The organism is Streptomyces sp. NPDC051180 (genome assembly GCF_040689545.1).
GTDB lineage: Bacteria > Actinomycetota > Actinomycetes > Streptomycetales > Streptomycetaceae > Streptomyces.
Genome location: NZ_JBFBBC010000011.1, coordinates 208587 through 225986 on the forward strand (window position 1 = coordinate 208587; position 17400 = coordinate 225986).

At 69.4% G+C, this 17400-nt stretch carries 17 protein-coding genes; all 17 read left to right on the forward strand.

What is annotated here, in order from left to right; genetic code table 11:
• The first annotated feature begins 27 nt into the window (after nucleotides 1–27).
• On the forward strand, nucleotides 28–2082 hold the full coding sequence (rho, locus tag AB0424_RS21250) for a transcription termination factor Rho (RefSeq protein WP_366307639.1): 2055 nt from the start codon (nucleotides 28–30) through the stop codon (nucleotides 2080–2082).
• Nucleotides 2083–2277: 195 nt separating this feature from the next.
• Nucleotides 2278–3372 carry an LCP family protein gene (locus AB0424_RS21255; protein WP_366307641.1) on the forward strand — a complete coding sequence of 365 codons (1095 nt, stop codon included), beginning with the start codon at nucleotides 2278–2280 and terminating at the stop codon, nucleotides 3370–3372.
• Nucleotides 3373–3506: 134 nt separating this feature from the next.
• A complete protein-coding gene (gene rpmE / locus AB0424_RS21260) occupies nucleotides 3507–3728 on the forward strand; it encodes a 50S ribosomal protein L31 (protein WP_366307643.1) in 222 nt (73 codons plus the stop codon).
• A 93-nt stretch (nucleotides 3729–3821) separates the two neighbouring features.
• Nucleotides 3822–4898 (forward strand): peptide chain release factor 1, encoded by a 1077-nt coding sequence (prfA, locus tag AB0424_RS21265; RefSeq protein WP_366307645.1) that lies wholly within the window; start codon nucleotides 3822–3824, stop codon nucleotides 4896–4898.
• 37 nt (nucleotides 4899–4935) lie between these two features.
• Nucleotides 4936–5781, forward strand: coding sequence for a peptide chain release factor N(5)-glutamine methyltransferase (gene prmC, locus AB0424_RS21270; RefSeq protein WP_366307647.1), 846 nt, complete (start codon nucleotides 4936–4938; stop codon nucleotides 5779–5781).
• A gap of 34 nt (nucleotides 5782–5815) precedes the next feature.
• A complete protein-coding gene (locus AB0424_RS21275; RefSeq protein ID WP_366307649.1) occupies nucleotides 5816–6463 on the forward strand; it encodes an L-threonylcarbamoyladenylate synthase in 648 nt (215 codons plus the stop codon).
• Nucleotides 6460–7107 (forward strand): protein-tyrosine-phosphatase, encoded by a 648-nt coding sequence (locus AB0424_RS21280; protein WP_366307651.1) that lies wholly within the window; start codon nucleotides 6460–6462, stop codon nucleotides 7105–7107. Before AB0424_RS21275 ends, AB0424_RS21280 begins: the two co-directional genes overlap by 4 nt.
• A gap of 36 nt (nucleotides 7108–7143) precedes the next feature.
• Nucleotides 7144–8391, forward strand: a complete 1248-nt coding sequence (gene glyA, locus AB0424_RS21285; RefSeq protein ID WP_366307653.1) for a serine hydroxymethyltransferase — start codon at nucleotides 7144–7146, stop codon at nucleotides 8389–8391.
• A gap of 107 nt (nucleotides 8392–8498) precedes the next feature.
• Nucleotides 8499–9812 (forward strand): MraY family glycosyltransferase, encoded by a 1314-nt coding sequence (locus AB0424_RS21290; protein WP_366307655.1) that lies wholly within the window; start codon nucleotides 8499–8501, stop codon nucleotides 9810–9812.
• 262 nt (nucleotides 9813–10074) lie between these two features.
• Nucleotides 10075–10488, forward strand: coding sequence for a hypothetical protein (locus AB0424_RS21295; protein ID WP_366307657.1), 414 nt, complete (start codon nucleotides 10075–10077; stop codon nucleotides 10486–10488).
• Between the two features lie 222 nt (nucleotides 10489–10710).
• Nucleotides 10711–11520, forward strand: a complete 810-nt coding sequence (atpB, locus tag AB0424_RS21300; protein ID WP_366307659.1) for a F0F1 ATP synthase subunit A — start codon at nucleotides 10711–10713, stop codon at nucleotides 11518–11520.
• Between the two features lie 91 nt (nucleotides 11521–11611).
• Nucleotides 11612–11869, forward strand: coding sequence for an ATP synthase F0 subunit C (gene atpE / locus AB0424_RS21305; RefSeq protein ID WP_093874070.1), 258 nt, complete (start codon nucleotides 11612–11614; stop codon nucleotides 11867–11869).
• Nucleotides 11870–11910: 41 nt separating this feature from the next.
• Entirely contained in the window at nucleotides 11911–12456 is a 546-nt protein-coding gene (locus tag AB0424_RS21310) for a F0F1 ATP synthase subunit B (protein ID WP_366307661.1), read from the forward strand.
• Complete coding sequence (locus AB0424_RS21315; protein WP_366307663.1) at nucleotides 12453–13268, forward strand: F0F1 ATP synthase subunit delta; 816 nt, start codon at nucleotides 12453–12455, stop codon at nucleotides 13266–13268. Before AB0424_RS21310 ends, AB0424_RS21315 begins: the two co-directional genes overlap by 4 nt.
• A 140-nt stretch (nucleotides 13269–13408) precedes the next feature.
• Nucleotides 13409–15007, forward strand: a complete 1599-nt coding sequence (atpA, locus tag AB0424_RS21320) for a F0F1 ATP synthase subunit alpha (RefSeq protein WP_017236135.1) — start codon at nucleotides 13409–13411, stop codon at nucleotides 15005–15007.
• 20 nt (nucleotides 15008–15027) lie between these two features.
• Nucleotides 15028–15945, forward strand: a complete 918-nt coding sequence (locus AB0424_RS21325; RefSeq protein WP_366307665.1) for a F0F1 ATP synthase subunit gamma — start codon at nucleotides 15028–15030, stop codon at nucleotides 15943–15945.
• Entirely contained in the window at nucleotides 15945–17387 is a 1443-nt protein-coding gene (gene atpD / locus AB0424_RS21330) for a F0F1 ATP synthase subunit beta (RefSeq protein ID WP_017236133.1), read from the forward strand. The genes AB0424_RS21325 and atpD overlap by 1 nt, the downstream gene beginning before the upstream one ends.
• Nucleotides 17388–17400: the final 13 nt, after the last annotated feature.

Below are 17400 nucleotides of genomic sequence, written 5' to 3' on the forward strand. Positions count from 1 at the left end.
GACGTCCGCTCCAGGGAAGGACCCTTCGTGAGCGACACCACCGATCTGATGGGCGTGACTGCCGACAACAGTGTCGACACCGCCGCGCCCGCCGCAGGTGCTGCCACCGGCGGCACCGCACGGCGCCGCCGCTCCGGCACCGGCCTCGACGGCATGGTCCTGGCCGAGCTGCAGCAGGTCGCGTCCGGCCTCGGGATCAGGGGCACCGCGCGGATGCGCAAGAGCCAGCTGATCGAGGTCATCAAGGAGGCGCAGGCCGGCGGTGGATCCGCCCAGGCCGCCGCCCCCGCCAAGGCCGACGACGCCGCGGCCGACACCAAGCCGAAGCGCCGCGCCACCTCCAAGGCCCGCACCGGCGACGCCGCGGCCGAGGCCGCCGCGCCCAAGGCGGAGAAGGCCGAGAAGGCCGTCGCCCAGCAGCAGATCGACATCCCCGGCCAGCCTGCCTCCGACGACCAGCCGGCCGGAGAGCGCCGTCGTCGCCGGGCCACCGCCCCCGCCGGTTCGCCGGAGGGCGAGGCCAAGGCCGAGGCCGCCCAGGTCGTGAAGACCGAGACCCGTACCGAGGTCAAGGCCGACGCCCAGGCCGAGGCCGCCGTCGACACCGCCGAGGGCCGCGGCCGTCGTGACCGCGGTGAGCGGGGCGAGCGCGGCGAGCGTCGTGACCGCCGTGACCGTCAGCGTGACCGCGGCAAGGGCGACGAGCAGCAGGGCGGTGGCCAGGGCGGCCAGCGTCAGCGGCAGGGCGGCCAGGGCCAGGGCCAGGGTCAGGGCCAGCAGGTCCAGGGCCAGGGCCAGCAGGGCGGCCAGCAGGCCGGCCCGCAGGACGACTACGACGACGAGGCCGGCGGTCGCCGGGGTCGTCGCGGACGCTACCGCGACCGTCGCGGCCGTCGCGGCCGTGACGACTTCCAGGCCGGCGAGCCGCAGGTCGCCGACGACGACGTCCTGATCCCCGTCGCGGGCATCCTCGACATCCTCGACAACTACGCGTTCATCCGGACCTCGGGCTACCTGCCCGGTCCGAACGACGTGTACGTCTCCCTCGCCCAGGTCCGCAAGAACGGCCTGCGCAAGGGCGACCACGTCACCGGCGCGGTGCGTCAGCCGAAGGAGGGCGAGCGCCGCGAGAAGTTCAACGCGCTGGTCCGCCTGGACTCCGCGAACGGCATGGCGGCCGACTCCGGCCGCGGCCGCCCGGAGTTCAACAAGCTGACCCCGCTCTACCCGCAGGACCGGCTCCGTCTGGAGACCGACCCGGGCGTGCTGACCACGCGGATCATCGACCTCGTGTCGCCGATCGGCAAGGGCCAGCGCGGTCTGATCGTGGCCCCGCCGAAGACCGGCAAGACCATGATCATGCAGGCGATCGCCAACGCGATCACCCACAACAACCCCGAGTGCCACCTGATGGTCGTCCTGGTCGACGAGCGTCCGGAAGAGGTCACCGACATGCAGCGGTCGGTCAAGGGCGAGGTCATCTCCTCGACCTTCGACCGTCCGGCCGAGGACCACACCACCGTCGCCGAGCTGGCCATCGAGCGCGCCAAGCGCCTCGTGGAGCTGGGTCACGACGTGGTCGTCCTGCTCGACTCCATCACCCGCCTGGGCCGCGCGTACAACCTCGCGGCGCCCGCCTCCGGCCGCATCCTGTCCGGTGGTGTCGACTCGACCGCGCTCTACCCGCCGAAGCGCTTCTTCGGTGCCGCGCGCAACATCGAGGACGGCGGCTCGCTGACCATCCTGGCCACCGCGCTGGTCGACACCGGCTCGCGGATGGACGAGGTGATCTTCGAGGAGTTCAAGGGCACCGGCAACATGGAGCTCAAGCTCGACCGGAAGCTCGCCGACAAGCGGATCTTCCCGGCCGTCGACGTCGACGCCTCGGGCACCCGCAAGGAGGAGATCCTCCTCGGCAGCGACGAGCTCGCCGTCACCTGGAAGCTGCGTCGCGTGCTGCACGCGCTCGACCAGCAGCAGGCGATCGAGCTGCTTCTCGACAAGATGAAGCAGACGAAGTCGAACGGGGAGTTCCTGCTCCAGATCCAGAAGACCACCCCCGGCGGCAACAGCAACGACTGACGCGAGAGCTGCGTCACACGACGTGAGCCGGGCCCCGCGCCCGTGACCCTGTCGTGACCTGCGTAAACCACCGCGCCCACCGTGCCCCGCACGGTGGGCGCGGTGCGTTGCCCGTCAAAACCTCACAGGGACACATGCAACCCTTTCGGGTGCTTCGCCGTCACAGAAGGTGAACCGAGGGCCCGAGGGATGACGATGACCGAGCAGAACGACAGCGGCCGCGCACGTGGTGCCGGCAGCGGCCGGCGCCGCAAGCCGTCCGCCAAGCGCCGCAAGGCGCCGATCCTCATATCCGGGGCCGTCGCCGTCCTCGTGCTGGGCGGCGCCGGCCTCGGCTACGTGTACGTGAAGCTCGACGGCAACATCAAGGGCGTCGACATCAACGCCCAGCTCGGCGCCGAGCGCCCGGTGGACGTCGACGACGGCTCCATGGACATCCTCGTCCTCGGCTCCGACTCCCGCTCCGGCGACAACTCCGCCTACGGCAGGGACGAGGGCGGCGCCCGCTCCGACACCGCGATGGTCGTCCACGTCTACGAGGGCCACAAGAAGGCCAGCGTGGTCTCCATACCGCGCGACACCCTCGTCACCCGGCCCGGCTGCACCGACGGCGAGGGCGGCACCGTCGCCGGCGAACGACGGGCCATGTTCAACACCGCGTACGAGGTCGGGGGCCCCGCCTGCGCCGTGAAGACCGTCGAGTCGATGTCCGGCATCCGCATGGACCACTACATCGAGGTCGACTTCTCCGGCTTCAAGAAGCTCATCGACACCCTCGGCGGCGTCGAGATCACCACCACGCAGGCCATCAAGGACACCAAGAGCCACCTCGACCTCGCCCCCGGCACCCACACCCTCGACGGCGAGCAGTCCCTCGGCCTCGTCCGGACCCGCAAGAGCGTCGGCGACGGCAGCGACCTCGGCCGCATCCAGCTCCAGCAGGCGTTCATGAAGGCATTCATCGACCAGGTCAAGGACGTCGGCGTCCTCACCAACCCGAAGAAGCTCCTCGACCTCGCCGACGCCGCCACCAAGGCCGTCACGCCGGACTCCGAGCTCGACTCGGTCCAGGAGCTGATGGGCTTCGCCAAGGGCCTCTCCGGCATCGGCGCCCAGAACGTCCACATGATCACCCTGCCGGTCGAGTACGACCCCCGCGACCCCAACCGCGTGGTCCCGCTGGAGGCCGAGTCCCGCCAGGTCTGGAAGGCGCTCAAGGGCGACCTGCCGATTCCCGCGTCGGCGACGAAGGACGCCGCCACCGGCCAGGCCGACGGCGTCGTGAAGTAGCCCGGGAATACCCGCGGCCCGACCCCCGTTTTGGGAGATGCGGCCGGTCCTGGCAGACTGGTACGTCGGCCCCGGTTCACGCTTGCCGCAACCCGCGGATGCGACCCGGAGCCCTCCCGAAACTAGGAGACACCTTGAAGCGCGAGATCCACCCCCAGTACGTCGAGACCCAGGTCAGCTGCACCTGTGGCGCGTCGTTCACCACCCGTAGCACCCTGACCGAGGGCACCATCCGTGCCGAGGTCTGCTCCGAGTGCCACCCGTTCTACACGGGCAAGCAGAAGATCCTCGACACCGGCGGCCGCGTCGCCCGCTTCGAGGCCCGCTTCGGCAAGGCCGCCGGCTCCGCCAAGTAGCGAGCCCCTGCGCCGGTCCACGGTCGCCCCGCGCGGGCGGCCGGGACCGGCGCTTTGCCGTCCCTTAGAACTGACGAAAACCAGGAGCCCCCGATGTTCGAGGCGGTCGAGGAACTGGTCGGCGAACACGCCGACCTGGAGACGAAGCTCGCGGACCCCTCGGTCCACGCCGACCAGGCGAACGCGCGCAAGCTGAACAAGCGCTACGCCGAGCTGACCCCGATCGTCGCCACCTACCGGTCGTGGAAGCAGACCGGTGACGACATCGAGACCGCCCGCGAGTTCGCGCACGACGACCCGGACTTCGCCGCCGAGGTCAAGCAGCTGGAGAAGGACCGCGAGGAGCTCACCGAGAAGCTCCGTCTGCTCCTCGTCCCGCGCGACCCGAGCGACGACAAGGACGTCATCCTGGAGATCAAGGCCGGCGCCGGTGGCGACGAGTCCGCGCTCTTCGCCGGCGACCTGCTCCGCATGTACCTCCGGTACGCCGAGCGCGTCGGCTGGAAGACCGAGATCATCGACGCCACCGAGTCCGAGCTCGGCGGCTACAAGGACGTCCAGGTCGCGGTGAAGACCAAGGGCGGCAACGGGGCCACCGAGCCCGGCCAGGGCGTCTGGGCGCGGCTCAAGTACGAGGGCGGCGTGCACCGTGTGCAGCGCGTGCCCGCGACCGAGTCCGCCGGCCGCATCCACACCTCCGCCGCCGGCGTGCTCGTCACGCCCGAGGCCGAGGAGGTCGAGGTCGAGGTCCACGCCAACGACCTGCGCATCGACGTCTACCGCTCCTCCGGCCCCGGCGGCCAGTCGGTCAACACCACCGACTCCGCGGTCCGCATCACCCACCTGCCGACCGGCATCGTCGCCTCCTGCCAGAACGAGAAGAGCCAGCTCCAGAACAAGGAGCAGGCCATGCGCATCCTGCGTTCCCGGCTGCTCGCCGCCGCGCAGGAGGAGGCCGAGTCGAAGGCCGCGGACGCCCGCCGCAGCCAGGTCCGCACGGTCGACCGCTCCGAGAAGATCCGGACGTACAACTTCCCGGAGAACCGGATCTCCGACCACCGCGTCGGCTTCAAGGCGTACAACCTCGACCAGGTCCTCGACGGCGACCTCGACCCCATGATCCAGGCGTGCGTCGACGCCGACTCGGCCGCCAAGCTCGCCGCGGCCTGAGTTCCGTAAGCCCCACCCCGCACCACGGAGGACCAGCGTGAACCTGCTGCTTGCCGAGGTGGCCCAGGCCACCCAGCGGCTGGCCGACGCCGGCGTTCCCTCACCGCGTTTCGACGCCGAGGAGCTCGCCGCGTTCGTGCACGGCGTCAAGCGGGGGGAGCTGCACAACGTCAAGGACGCGGACTTCGACGCCCGCTACTGGGAGACGATCGCCCGCCGCGAGGCGCGCGAACCGCTCCAGCACATCACCGGCCGGGCGTTCTTCCGCTACCTGGAGCTCCAGGTGGGGCCCGGCGTCTTCGTGCCCCGCCCCGAGACCGAGTCGGTCGTCGGCTGGGCCATAGACGCCGTGCGCGCCATGGACGTCGTCGAGCCCCTCATCGTCGACCTCTGCACCGGCTCCGGCGCCATCGCCCTCGCCATGGCCCAGGAGGTCCCGCGCTCCCGCGTGCACGCCGTCGAGCTCTCCGACGACGCCCTCGTGTGGACCCGCAGGAACGCCGAGGACTCCCGCGTCACCGTCCACCAGGGCGACGCGCTCAGCGCCCTCCCCGAGCTGGACGGCCAGGTCGACCTGGTCATCTCCAACCCGCCGTACATCCCGCTCACCGAGTGGGAGTACGTGGCGCCCGAGGCCCGTGACCACGACCCGGAGATGGCCCTCTTCTCCGGCGAGGACGGCCTCGACACCATCCGCGGCATCGAGCGCACCGCCCACCGCCTGCTCCGCCCCGGCGGGCTCGTCGTCATCGAGCACGCGGACACCCAGGGCGGCCAGGTGCCGTGGATCTTCAACGAAGAGGCCGGCTGGGCCGACGCCGCCGACCACCCCGACCTCAACAACCGGCCGCGTTTCGCGACCGCTCGCAAGGCAATGCCATGACCAAGCACCACGCGTACGAGGAGGCCGGGAACTGATGGCACGGCGATACGACTGCAACGAGGCGACCGATCGCGCGACCGGTCTGCGCGAAGCCGCTTCCGCCGTCCGCCGGGGCGAGCTGGTCGTGCTGCCCACCGACACCGTGTACGGCATCGGGGCGGACGCCTTCGGCAGCGAGGCCGTGGCGGACCTGCTGGCCGCCAAGGGCCGGGGCCGCAACATGCCGACGCCCGTGCTCATCGGCTCCCCGAACACCCTCCACGGCCTGGTCACCGACTTCTCCGAGCAGGCGTGGGAGCTCGTCGACGCCTTCTGGCCCGGCGCGCTCACCCTGGTCGCCCGGCACCAGCCCTCCCTCCAGTGGGACCTCGGCGACACCCGCGGCACCGTCGCCATCCGGATGCCGCTGCACCCGGTCGCGATCGAGCTGCTCACCGAGGTCGGCCCGATGGCCGTCTCCTCGGCCAACCTCACCGGCCACCCGTCGCCGGAGGACTGCGACGCGGCCCAGCAGATGCTCGGCGACTCCGTCTCCGTGTACCTCGACGGCGGCCCGACGCCCGGCATCGTCCCCTCGTCCATCGTCGACGTCACGGGCAAGGTGCCGGTGCTGCTGCGCGAGGGCGCGCTGTCCCCGGAGGAGCTCCGGAAGGTCGTACCCGACCTCGAGGTGGCCAGTTGACCGCCCCTGAGGGGCGTGGCATAGCGGGGTTCGACGACAGCAGCACCTTCCGCATCCTCCACGTCAGCACCGGCAACGTCTGCCGCTCGCCCATCACCGAGCGGCTGACCCGCCATGCCCTGTGCGACCGCCTTGGCGACCCGCTCGGCGGCGGCCTCATCGTGGAGAGCGCCGGCACCTGGGGTCACGAGGGCGCCCCCATGGAGACCAACGCCGAACTGGTCCTCGCCGACTTCGGCGCCGACTACAGCGGCTTCGTGGGCCGCGAGCTTCTCGACGAGCACGTCATCCGCGCCGACCTGGTCCTCACGGCGACCCGCGACCACCGGGCCCAGGTCATCTCCATGGGCCACTCCGCCGGTCTGCGCACCTTCACGCTGAAGGAGTTCACCCGCCTGGTCCGCGCGATCGACCCGGCGACCCTTCCCGACCCCCGCGACGAGGGCATGGTCGAGCGCGCCCGCTCCCTGGTCCGTGCCGCCGCCGCTCTACGCGGGTGGCTTCTCGCCCCCTCGCTCGACGCCGACGAGGTCAGCGACCCCTACGGCGCCCCCATCACCTTCTTCCGCTCCATCGGCGACGAGATCAACCAGGCCCTCGACCCGGTCGTCACCGCCCTCACGGGCGTCTCCGCCCGTCGCTGACGGGCGGGGTGGCGGGGGCGCGCCTACATTGGTGGCATGCCGGTCACCGCGCCCCCTGATGAGGATCTCGACGTCCTGCGCCGGCAGGACCCGGAGATCGCCGACGTGCTGGCGGGGGAGGTGCGGAGGCAGGCGGACAGTCTGCAGCTGATCGCGGCGGAGAACTTCACGTCGTCCGCGGTGCTGACGGCGCTGGGTTCGGCGCTCGCCAACAAGTACGCGGAGGGCTATCCGGGCGCCCGCCACCACGGCGGCTGCGAGTACGCCGACGCGGCCGAGCGGATCGCCGTGGAACGGGCCACCGCGCTCTTCGGAGCCGATCACGCGAACGTCCAGGCGCACTCGGGCTCCTCGGCCGTCCTGGCGGCGTACGCGGCCCTTCTGAGGCCCGGTGACACGGTCCTGGCCATGGGGCTCGACCACGGTGGGCACCTGACCCACGGCTCGCCCGCCAACTTCTCGGGACGCTGGTTCGACTTCGTGCCGTACGGCGTGGACGCGGAGACCGGACTCGTCGACTACGAGCAGGTCGCCGCACTCGCCCGCCACCACCGCCCCAAGGCGATCGTCTGCGGCTCGATCTCGTACCCCCGCCACCTCGACTACGCGGTCTTCCGCGAGATCGCGGACGAGGTCGGCGCCTATCTGATCGCCGACGCGGCGCACCCGATCGGCCTGGTCGCCGGGGGAGCGGCGCCCAACCCCGTGCCCTACGCCGACGTGGTGTGCGCGACCACCCACAAGGTGTTGCGCGGGCCGCGCGGCGGGATGGTCCTGTGCGGCGAGGAGCTGGCGGGGCGGATCGACCGGGCGGTGTTCCCGTTCACCCAGGGCGGCGCCCAGATGCACACGATCGCGGCGAAGGCGGTGGCCTTCGGCGAGGCGTCCACCCCGGCGTTCACGGCGTACGCCCATCAGGTGGTGGAACACGCGAAGGTGCTCGCGGCCGCGCTGGCGGCCGAGGGTTTCGCCGTGACCACCGGCGGCACGGACACCCACCTCATCACCGCGGACCCGTCGCCGCTCGGCGTCGACGGACGCACGGCCCGCGCCCGGCTCGCCGCCGCCGGCATGGTGCTGGACACCTGTGCCCTGCCGCACGGGGAGAGCCGCGGCATCCGGCTGGGCACCGCCGCCGTCACCACGCAGGGGATGGGCGCCCCGGAGATGGCGCGGATCGCCGGACTGTTCACCTCGGCGCTGCGCGACGACGCCTCGGAGACGGCGCGGGTACGGGCGGAGGTACGGGCCCTGACCGGGAGATTTCCCCCGTACGGACGCTGAGGGAAACCGGGCGCAACCGTTCCGGGGGCGGGGGATGTCTCCAAGCACATGGACGGCACGGCTAGGGTGTGGGGCTGAGATGGCCAGCTATTCCTGTGGGGCAGCCCGTGCGTGATTACCTGCTGACGCTCTGTGTCACGGCCGCGGTGACCTATCTGCTCACCGGTCCGGTGCGGAAGTTCGCCATCGCGACCGGGGCGATGCCGGAGATCCGCGCCCGCGACGTACACCGAGAACCGACTCCGCGGCTCGGTGGCATCGCCATGTTCTTCGGGCTGTGCGCGGGACTCCTGGTCGCCGACCACCTGCAGAACCTGAGCAGCGTCTTCGAGCTGTCGAACGAACCGCGCGCGCTGCTCTCCGGTGCGGCCCTGATCTGGCTGATCGGCGTCCTCGACGACAAGTTCGAGCTGGACGCGCTGATCAAGCTCGGCGCGCAGATGATCTCCGCGGGCGTGATGGTCGTCCAGGGTCTGACGATCCTGTGGCTGCCGATCCCCGGCGTCGGCGTGGTCTCCCTGACCCCGTGGCAGGGCACGCTCCTCACGGTCGCCCTGGTCGTCCTCACCATCAACGCCGTGAACTTCGTCGACGGCCTCGACGGCCTCGCCGCCGGCATGGTGTGCATCGCCGCCGCGGCCTTCTTCCTGTACGCCTACCGCCTCTGGTACGGCTACACGATCGAGGCGGCCGCCCCCGCGACGCTCTTCACCGCGATCCTCATGGGCATGTGCCTGGGCTTCCTGCCGCACAACATGCACCCGGCCCGGATCTTCATGGGCGACTCCGGCTCGATGCTGATCGGCCTGATCCTGGCGGCCTCGGCCATCTCGATCACGGGCCAGGTCGACCCGGACGCGCTGAAGATCTTCGAGGGCTCGACCCGGCAGGCCACGCACGCCGCACTGCCCGTCTTCATCCCGCTCGTGCTGCCGCTGACGATCATCGCGATCCCGATGGCGGACCTGGTGCTGGCGATCGTCCGCCGGACGTGGAAGGGCCAGTCGCCGTTCGCGGCCGACCGCGGCCACCTGCACCACCGGCTCCTGGAGATCGGCCACTCGCACAGCCGCGCGGTGCTGATCATGTACTTCTGGTCGGCGCTGATCGCCTTCGGGACGCTGGCGTACTCGGTGCACTCGACGTCGATGTGGATCGTGCTCGGTGTCGTCGCGCTGAGCGCCATCGGACTGGTGCTGCTCCTGCTGCCGCGGTTCACTCCGCGGGCGCCCCGCTGGGCCGAGTCCGTCGTGCCTCCCCGCTACCGCCGGCGCAAGCGGATTTCCGTGCCGGAGGCCCTCGTGGAGGCCCCGGCGGCCGAGGAGGAGCGCGTTCCGGTGCCCGCGGGCATCAACGGCGCCACGGCCATCGGCAACCGCGCGCGCTTCCCCGACCGGCGGAAGGCCGGAACGCCGAGTTGACGAAAGCCGCATTCGCGGCCAATACCAGACAGGTTGCCTTCGTGTCGCGCACACACGCGCGTTGTCCCACTCATGTGTGACGGTTGGCACACCTTATGGGTAAAGACCTATTCAAATAGTTTGTGATACCGTTCACGAGACCCGGCGACAGTGCCGAAAGACCGTAGTGCGACGGTCTGTTGGCCCCGAGACCCACCTCGGACCGGGCCTACGCTCGTCCATGACGACACCATCGCCCCCTGCCACAAGCGGAGACACCGCCATGCCGTCCAACGACGCACGCATCCTGCTGCACACCGCCGTCCCCACCGCTGTCGTCGGCGCAGTCGCCACGCTCATCAGCGGTCTGGTCGCCGGTGGCAAGGGTGCGCTCGGTGCCGTGGTCGGCACCCTGGTGGTCATCCTCTTCATGGGCATCGGGCAGCTGGTGCTCCAGCGGACGGCGAAGTCGCTTCCGCACCTCTTCCAGGCCATGGGGCTGATGCTCTACACGGCCCAGTTGCTGGTGCTCTTCATCTTCCTCGCCTTGCTCAAGAACACGACGCTGTTCGACTTCAAGGCGTTCGCCTTCACGCTGCTCGCGACGACCGTGGTGTGGGTCGCCGCACAGGCCCGCGCGTACATGAAGGCCAAGATCACGTACATCGACCCCGGAAACACGGGGTCGAAGTCGTGAAGGGTAGGGCCGGGATAAAGCCGCCGTCGGCTTCCTGCTATCGTCCGGTGCCAACTGCGGCACTGCGGGCGCGGGCATCCGAGACGCCTGTCCCAGCGCGAGGCTCGATGCCGAACCGCCGCCCCCTTATCCGTAAGACCAGTCCAGTGCCGACCCGCGGCTGCGTGCCGCGCCGACACAACGAGGTTGCCGTACCTATGCGCCACGCTGAAGGAGCCCGCGGTGAGTGCTGACCAGACGCTTGCCTTCGACCCGGATTGCCACATCTTCACTGGATGTGGCTTCCCGGCGCCGGGCCTGCACACGTTCATGTACGAGCCCATCGCCACGGTGGCCGGCATCGACATCACCAAGCCGATGCTGCTCGCCCTCCTCGGCTCCATCGTGGTCGTCGGGTTCTTCTGGGCCGCCTTCAACAAGCCCAAGCTGATCCCCGGCAAGATGCAGATGGTCGGCGAGGCCGGTTACGACTTCGTGCGCCGCGGCATCGTCTACGAGATCATCGGCAAGAAGGACGGCGAGAAGTACGTCCCCTTCATGGTGTCGCTGTTCTTCTTCGTCTGGATCATGAACCTCTGGTCGATCATTCCGCTCGCCCAGTTCCCGGTCACCTCGCTGATCGCCTTCCCGGCCGGTCTCGCGCTGATCGTCTACGTCATGTGGATCTCGCTCACCTTCAAGAAGCACGGCTTCGTGGGCGGCTGGAAGAACATCGTCGGCTACGACAAGTCCCTCGGTGCGATCCTCCCGATGGTCGTCGTCCTCGAGTTCTTCTCGAACCTCCTCATCCGGCCCTTCACGCACGCGGTGCGACTGTTCGCGAACATGTTCGCCGGTCACCTGCTGATCGTGATGTTCTCGCTGGCCACCTGGTACCTCATGAACGGCCTCGGCTTCGTCTACGCCGGCGCCTCGTTCGTCATGGTCCTGGTGATGACCGCCTTCGAGCTCTTCATCCAGGCCGTCCAGGCGTACGTCTTCGTCCTCCTGGCCTGCAGCTACGTCCAGGGCGCGCTCTCCGAGCACCACTGAGCCGTCACGGCCCCGTAGCTCCACCCCCGAAACCATCAGTCGTCCGGTGGCCAACCCCCACCGGGTCATTGAAAGAGAAGGAAGTAACGGCATGTCCGCTGCTCTCGACATGGTCAACCTCGCCGCCGGCGCCAAGGAGAACGTCGTCGGCAACGTCGCCTCGATCGGTTACGGCCTCGCCGCGATCGGCCCCGGCGTCGGCGTCGGCATCATCTTCGGTAACGGTACGCAGGCCCTCGCCCGCCAGCCCGAGGCCGCCGGTCTGATCCGCACCAACCAGATCATGGGCTTCGCCTTCTGTGAGGCGCTCGCCCTCATCGGCATCGTCATGGGCTTCGTCTACCAGTAAGCCGGACCGACTGCCCGATTCTTTTTACGGAAGGCACTGATGTGAACGCTCTGCTTCTTGCGGCAGCGGAGGAGCCTCAGCCTCCTCTCATCCCGCATCTCGACGAGCTCGTCATCGGCCTGATCGCCTTCGTCATCGTCTTCGGCTTCCTCGCCAAGAAGCTCCTCCCGAACATCAACAAGGTTCTGGACGAGCGCCGCGAGGCCATCGAGGGTGGCATCGAGAAGGCCGAGTCGGCCCAGATCGAGGCTCAGAGTGTGCTGGAGCAGTACAAGGCCCAGCTCGCCGAGGCCCGCCACGAGGCCGCGCGTCTTCGCCAGGAGGCGACGGAGCAGGGCACCGCGATCATCCAGGAGATGAAGGCGGAGGGCCAGCGCCAGCGCGAGGAGATCATCGCGGCCGGCCACACGCAGATCGAGGCCGACCGCAAGGCCGCATCCGCCTCGCTGCGTCAGGACGTGGGCAAGCTCGCCACCGACCTGGCCGGCAAGCTGGTCGGCGAGTCCCTCCAGGACGTCGCCCGCCAGAGCCGCACGATCGACCGCTTCCTCGACGAGCTCGAGGAGAAGGCCGAGGCGGTCCGATGAACGGAGCGAGCCGTGAGGCACTGGCTGCCGCCCGTGAGTCCCTCGACGCGCTGACCGACAACACCTCGGTCGACGCGACGAAGCTCGCGGACGAGCTGGCCTCCGTCACCGTGCTGCTCGACCGCGAGGTGTCGCTGCGCCGGGTCCTGACCGACCCCGCACAGTCGGGTGAGGCCAAGGCCGAGCTCGCGCAGCGACTCCTGAGCGGTCAGGTGGGCGGCGCGACCGTCGACCTGGTCTCGGGCATGGTGCGTTCCCGCTGGTCGCGTTCGCGCGACCTGGTCGACGCGGCCGAGGAACTGGCGAACACCGCCGACCTCACCGCGGCGCAGAAGGCGGGCGCGCTCGACGACGTCGAGGACGAGCTGTTCCGGTTCGGCCGGATCGTGTCCTCCAGCAACGAGCTCCGCTCCGCGCTGACGGACAAGGCCGCCACGGCCACCGCCAAGGGCGAGCTGCTCCGCAGCCTGCTCGGCGGCAAGGCCCACGCGTCCACCGAGCGTCTGGTCGTCCGTCTGGTGACCCAGCCCCGGGGACGTAGCCTGGAAGCGGGACTCGAGTCCCTGTCCAAGCTCGCCGCGGCGCGCCGGGACCGGATGGTCGCGGTCGTCACCTCGGCCGTGCCGCTGTCCGACCAGCAGAAGCAGCGCCTCGGTGCCGTCCTGGCCAAGCTGTACGGCCGCCAGATGCACCTGAACCTGGACGTGGACCCGGCGGTCCTCGGCGGGATCACCGTGCAGGTCGGCGACGAGGTCATCAACGGCTCCATCGCCGAGCGCCTCGACGAGGCGACCCGCCGACTGGCCGGCTGACGGCAGCCACCGCAGCACACAGCAACACAGCATCACCAGCGGCCCGGTTGGGCCGTGCAGAGATTGCAGAAGATTCCTGGGGGTCGGCCCCCAGACCCCTTAAGAAACTTCGGGCCCAACAAGGAGAGCAGGGAACCCAGATGGCGGAGCTCACGATCCGGCCGGAGGAGATCCGGGACGCACTGGAGAACTTCGTCCAGTCGTACCAGCCGGACGCGGCCTCGCGCGAGGAGGTCGGCACGGTCAGCCTGGCCGGTGACGGTATCGCGAAGGTCGAGGGTCTTCCCTCGGCCATGGCGAACGAGCTGCTGAAGTTCGAGGACGGGACCCTCGGTCTCGCGCTGAACCTCGAAGAGCGCGAGATCGGTGCGATCGTCCTCGGCGAGTTCAGCGGTATCGAGGAGGGACAGTCGGTGCAGCGCACCGGCGAGGTCCTGTCCGTCGGTGTCGGTGAGGGATACCTGGGTCGCGTCGTCGACCCGCTCGGCAACCCGATCGACGGTCTCGGCGAGATCGCGACCGAGGGCCGCCGCGCCCTCGAGCTGCAGGCCCCGGGCGTTATGGCCCGTAAGTCGGTGCACGAGCCGATGGAGACCGGTTACAAGGCCGTCGACGCCATGACGCCGGTCGGCCGTGGCCAGCGTCAGCTGATCATCGGCGACCGCCAGACCGGCAAGACCGCGCTGTGCATCGACACGATCATCAACCAGCGCGACAACTGGCGCTCGGGCGACGTGAACAAGCAGGTCCGCTGCATCTACGTCGCCGTCGGCCAGAAGGGCTCGACCATCGCGTCGGTCCGCGGCGCCCTGGAAGAGGCCGGTGCGCTCGAGTACACGACGATCGTCGCCGCCCCGGCGTCCGACCCGGCCGGCTTCAAGTACCTGGCGCCGTACACCGGTTCCGCCATCGGTCAGCACTGGATGTACCAGGGCAAGCACGTCCTGATCGTCTTCGACGACCTGTCGAAGCAGGCCGACGCCTACCGCGCCGTGTCGCTGCTGCTGCGCCGCCCGCCGGGCCGTGAGGCGTACCCCGGTGACGTCTTCTACCTGCACTCGCGTCTCCTCGAGCGCTGCGCGAAGCTCTCGGACGAGCTCGGTGCCGGTTCGATGACGGGTCTCCCGATCGTCGAGACCAAGGCGAACGACGTGTCGGCGTTCATCCCGACCAACGTCATCTCCATCACCGACGGCCAGTGCTTCCTGGAGTCCGACCTGTTCAACGCCGGCCAGCGTCCGGCCCTGAACGTCGGTATCTCGGTCTCCCGTGTCGGTGGCTCCGCCCAGCACAAGGCGATGAAGCAGATCTCCGGTCGCCTCCGTGTCGACCTCGCCCAGTTCCGCGAGCTGGAGGCGTTCGCCGCCTTCGGTTCCGACCTGGACGCGGCCTCGAAGGCGCAGCTGGAGCGTGGCCAGCGCATGGTCGAGCTGCTCAAGCAGGCTCAGTACCAGCCGATGCCCACCGAGAACCAGGTCGTCTCCGTCTGGGCCGGCACCACCGGCAAGATGGACGACGTCCCGGTCGTCGACATCCGTCGCTTCGAGGCCGAGCTCCTGGCGTACCTGCGCCAGAACCACTCGGGCCTCATGACCTCCATCCGTGAGGGCGGCAAGATGTCGGACGACACCCTGCAGTCCGTCGGTGACGCCATCGCGGAGTTCAAGAAGCAGTTCGAGACCTCTGACGGCAAGCTGCTGGGCGAGGACGCTCCTGCCGCCGTCAACGTCTCGAAGTGACGACGGAAGGGACCTGACTCATGGGAGCGCAGCTCCGGGTCTACAAGCGTCGCATCAAATCCGTCACCGCGACGAAGAAGATCACCAAGGCGATGGAGATGATCGCCGCCTCGCGTGTCGTCAAGGCGCAGCGCAAGGTGCAGGCGTCGACTCCGTACGCGACCGAGCTGACGCGCGCGGTCACGGCGGTGGCCACGGGTGCGAACGACAAGCACCCGCTGACCACCGAGGCGGAGAACCCGGTTCGCGCCGCGGTCCTGCTCCTCTCGAGCGACCGCGGTCTGGCCGGTGCCTTCAACTCCAACGCCATCAAGGCGGCGGAGAGGCTGACGGCGAAGCTGGAGAGCGAAGGCCGCGAGGTCTCGATCTACGTCGTCGGCCGTCGTGGTATCGCGCACTACAACTTCCGTGAGCGGAAGCTGGCCGGCACGTGGACCGGGTTCACGGACCAGCCGTCGTACGGCGACGCCAAGACGATCGCGGCTCCGCTGATCGAGGCGATCGAGAAGGACACGGCCGAGGGCGGCGTGGACGAACTCCACATCGTCTACACCGAGTTCGTCTCGATGATGACGCAGACGGCGGTCGAGGCCCGGCTGCTGCCCCTCAGCCTCGACGAGGTGGCGAAGGAGGCCGGCGACACGGACACGCTCCGTCCGCTGTACGACTTCGAGCCGTCGGCGGAGGACGTCCTCGACGCCCTGCTGCCCCGGTACGTCGAGAGCCGGATCTACAACGCGCTGCTCCAGTCGGCTGCCTCCAAGCACGCTGCCACGCGCCGCGCGATGAAGTCGGCGACCGACAACGCGGGAGACTTGATCAACAACCTCTCCCGACTTGCCAACGCGGCCCGCCAGGCCGAAATCACCCAGGAAATCAGCGAGATCGTCGGTGGCACCGCAGCCCTGGCCGACGCGACCGCGGGGAGTGACAAGTAATGACGACCACTGTTGAGACGGCCGCCGCCACGGGCCGCGTCGCCCGGGTCATCGGCCCGGTCGTCGACGTGGAGTTCCCCGTCGACGCGATGCCGGAGATCTACAACGCGCTGAACGTCGAGGTTCCGGACCCGGCCGAGGAGGGCGCGACCAAGACGCTGACCCTCGAGGTCGCCCAGCACCTCGGTGACGGCGTCGTCCGCACCATCTCCATGCAGCCCACCGACGGTCTGGTCCGCCAGGCCCCGGTGACCGACACGGGCACGGGCATCACCGTCCCGGTCGGTGACGCCACCAAGGGCCGCGTGTTCAACACGCTGGGCCAGGTGCTGAACGCCGACGAGTCCACCGTGGCCGACGCGCCGCGCTGGACGATCCACCGCAAGGCCCCGGCCTTCGACCAGCTCGAGTCCAAGACCGAGATGTTCGAGACCGGCCTGAAGGTCGTCGACCTCCTCACCCCGTACGTCAAGGGTGGAAAGATCGGTCTGTTCGGTGGTGCCGGTGTCGGCAAGACCGTGCTGATCCAGGAGATGATCGTCCGTGTGGCCAAGCTGCACGACGGTGTCTCCGTCTTCGCGGGCGTCGGCGAGCGCACCCGTGAGGGCAACGACCTCATGGTCGAGATGGAGGAGGCCGGCGTTCTCGACAAGACCGCGCTGGTCTTCGGCCAGATGGACGAGCCCCCGGGCACCCGTCTGCGCGTGGCCCTCGCCGGTCTGACCATGGCGGAGTACTTCCGCGATGTGCAGAAGCAGGACGTGCTGTTCTTCATCGACAACATCTTCCGCTTCACGCAGGCCGGTTCCGAGGTCTCCACGCTGCTCGGCCGCATGCCCTCCGCGGTGGGTTACCAGCCGAACCTGGCCGACGAGATGGGTCTCCTCCAGGAGCGCATCACGTCGACCCGTGGTCACTCGATCACCTCGATGCAGGCGATCTACGTCCCCGCGGACGACCTGACCGACCCGGCCCCGGCCACCACCTTCGCCCACCTCGACGCGACGACGGTTCTCTCCCGTCCGATCTCCGAGAAGGGCATCTACCCGGCCGTGGACCCGCTGGACTCCACGTCCCGCATCCTGGACCCGCGCTACATCGCGCAGGACCACTACGACGCCGCCACGCGCGTCAAGGGAATCCTGCAGAAGTACAAGGACCTCCAGGACATCATCGCGATCCTCGGTATCGACGAGCTGAGCGAGGAGGACAAGCTCGTTGTCCACCGCGCCCGCCGTGTCGAGCGCTTCCTGTCCCAGAACACCCACGCGGCGAAGCAGTTCACCGGTGTGGACGGTTCGGACGTTCCGCTCGACGAGTCGATCGCCGCGTTCAACGCGATCTGCGACGGTGAGTACGACCACTTCCCCGAGCAGGCGTTCTTCATGTGCGGTGGTCTTGAGGACCTCAAGAACAACGCCAAGGAGCTCGGCGTCTCCTGAGCCCCGTGCTCGC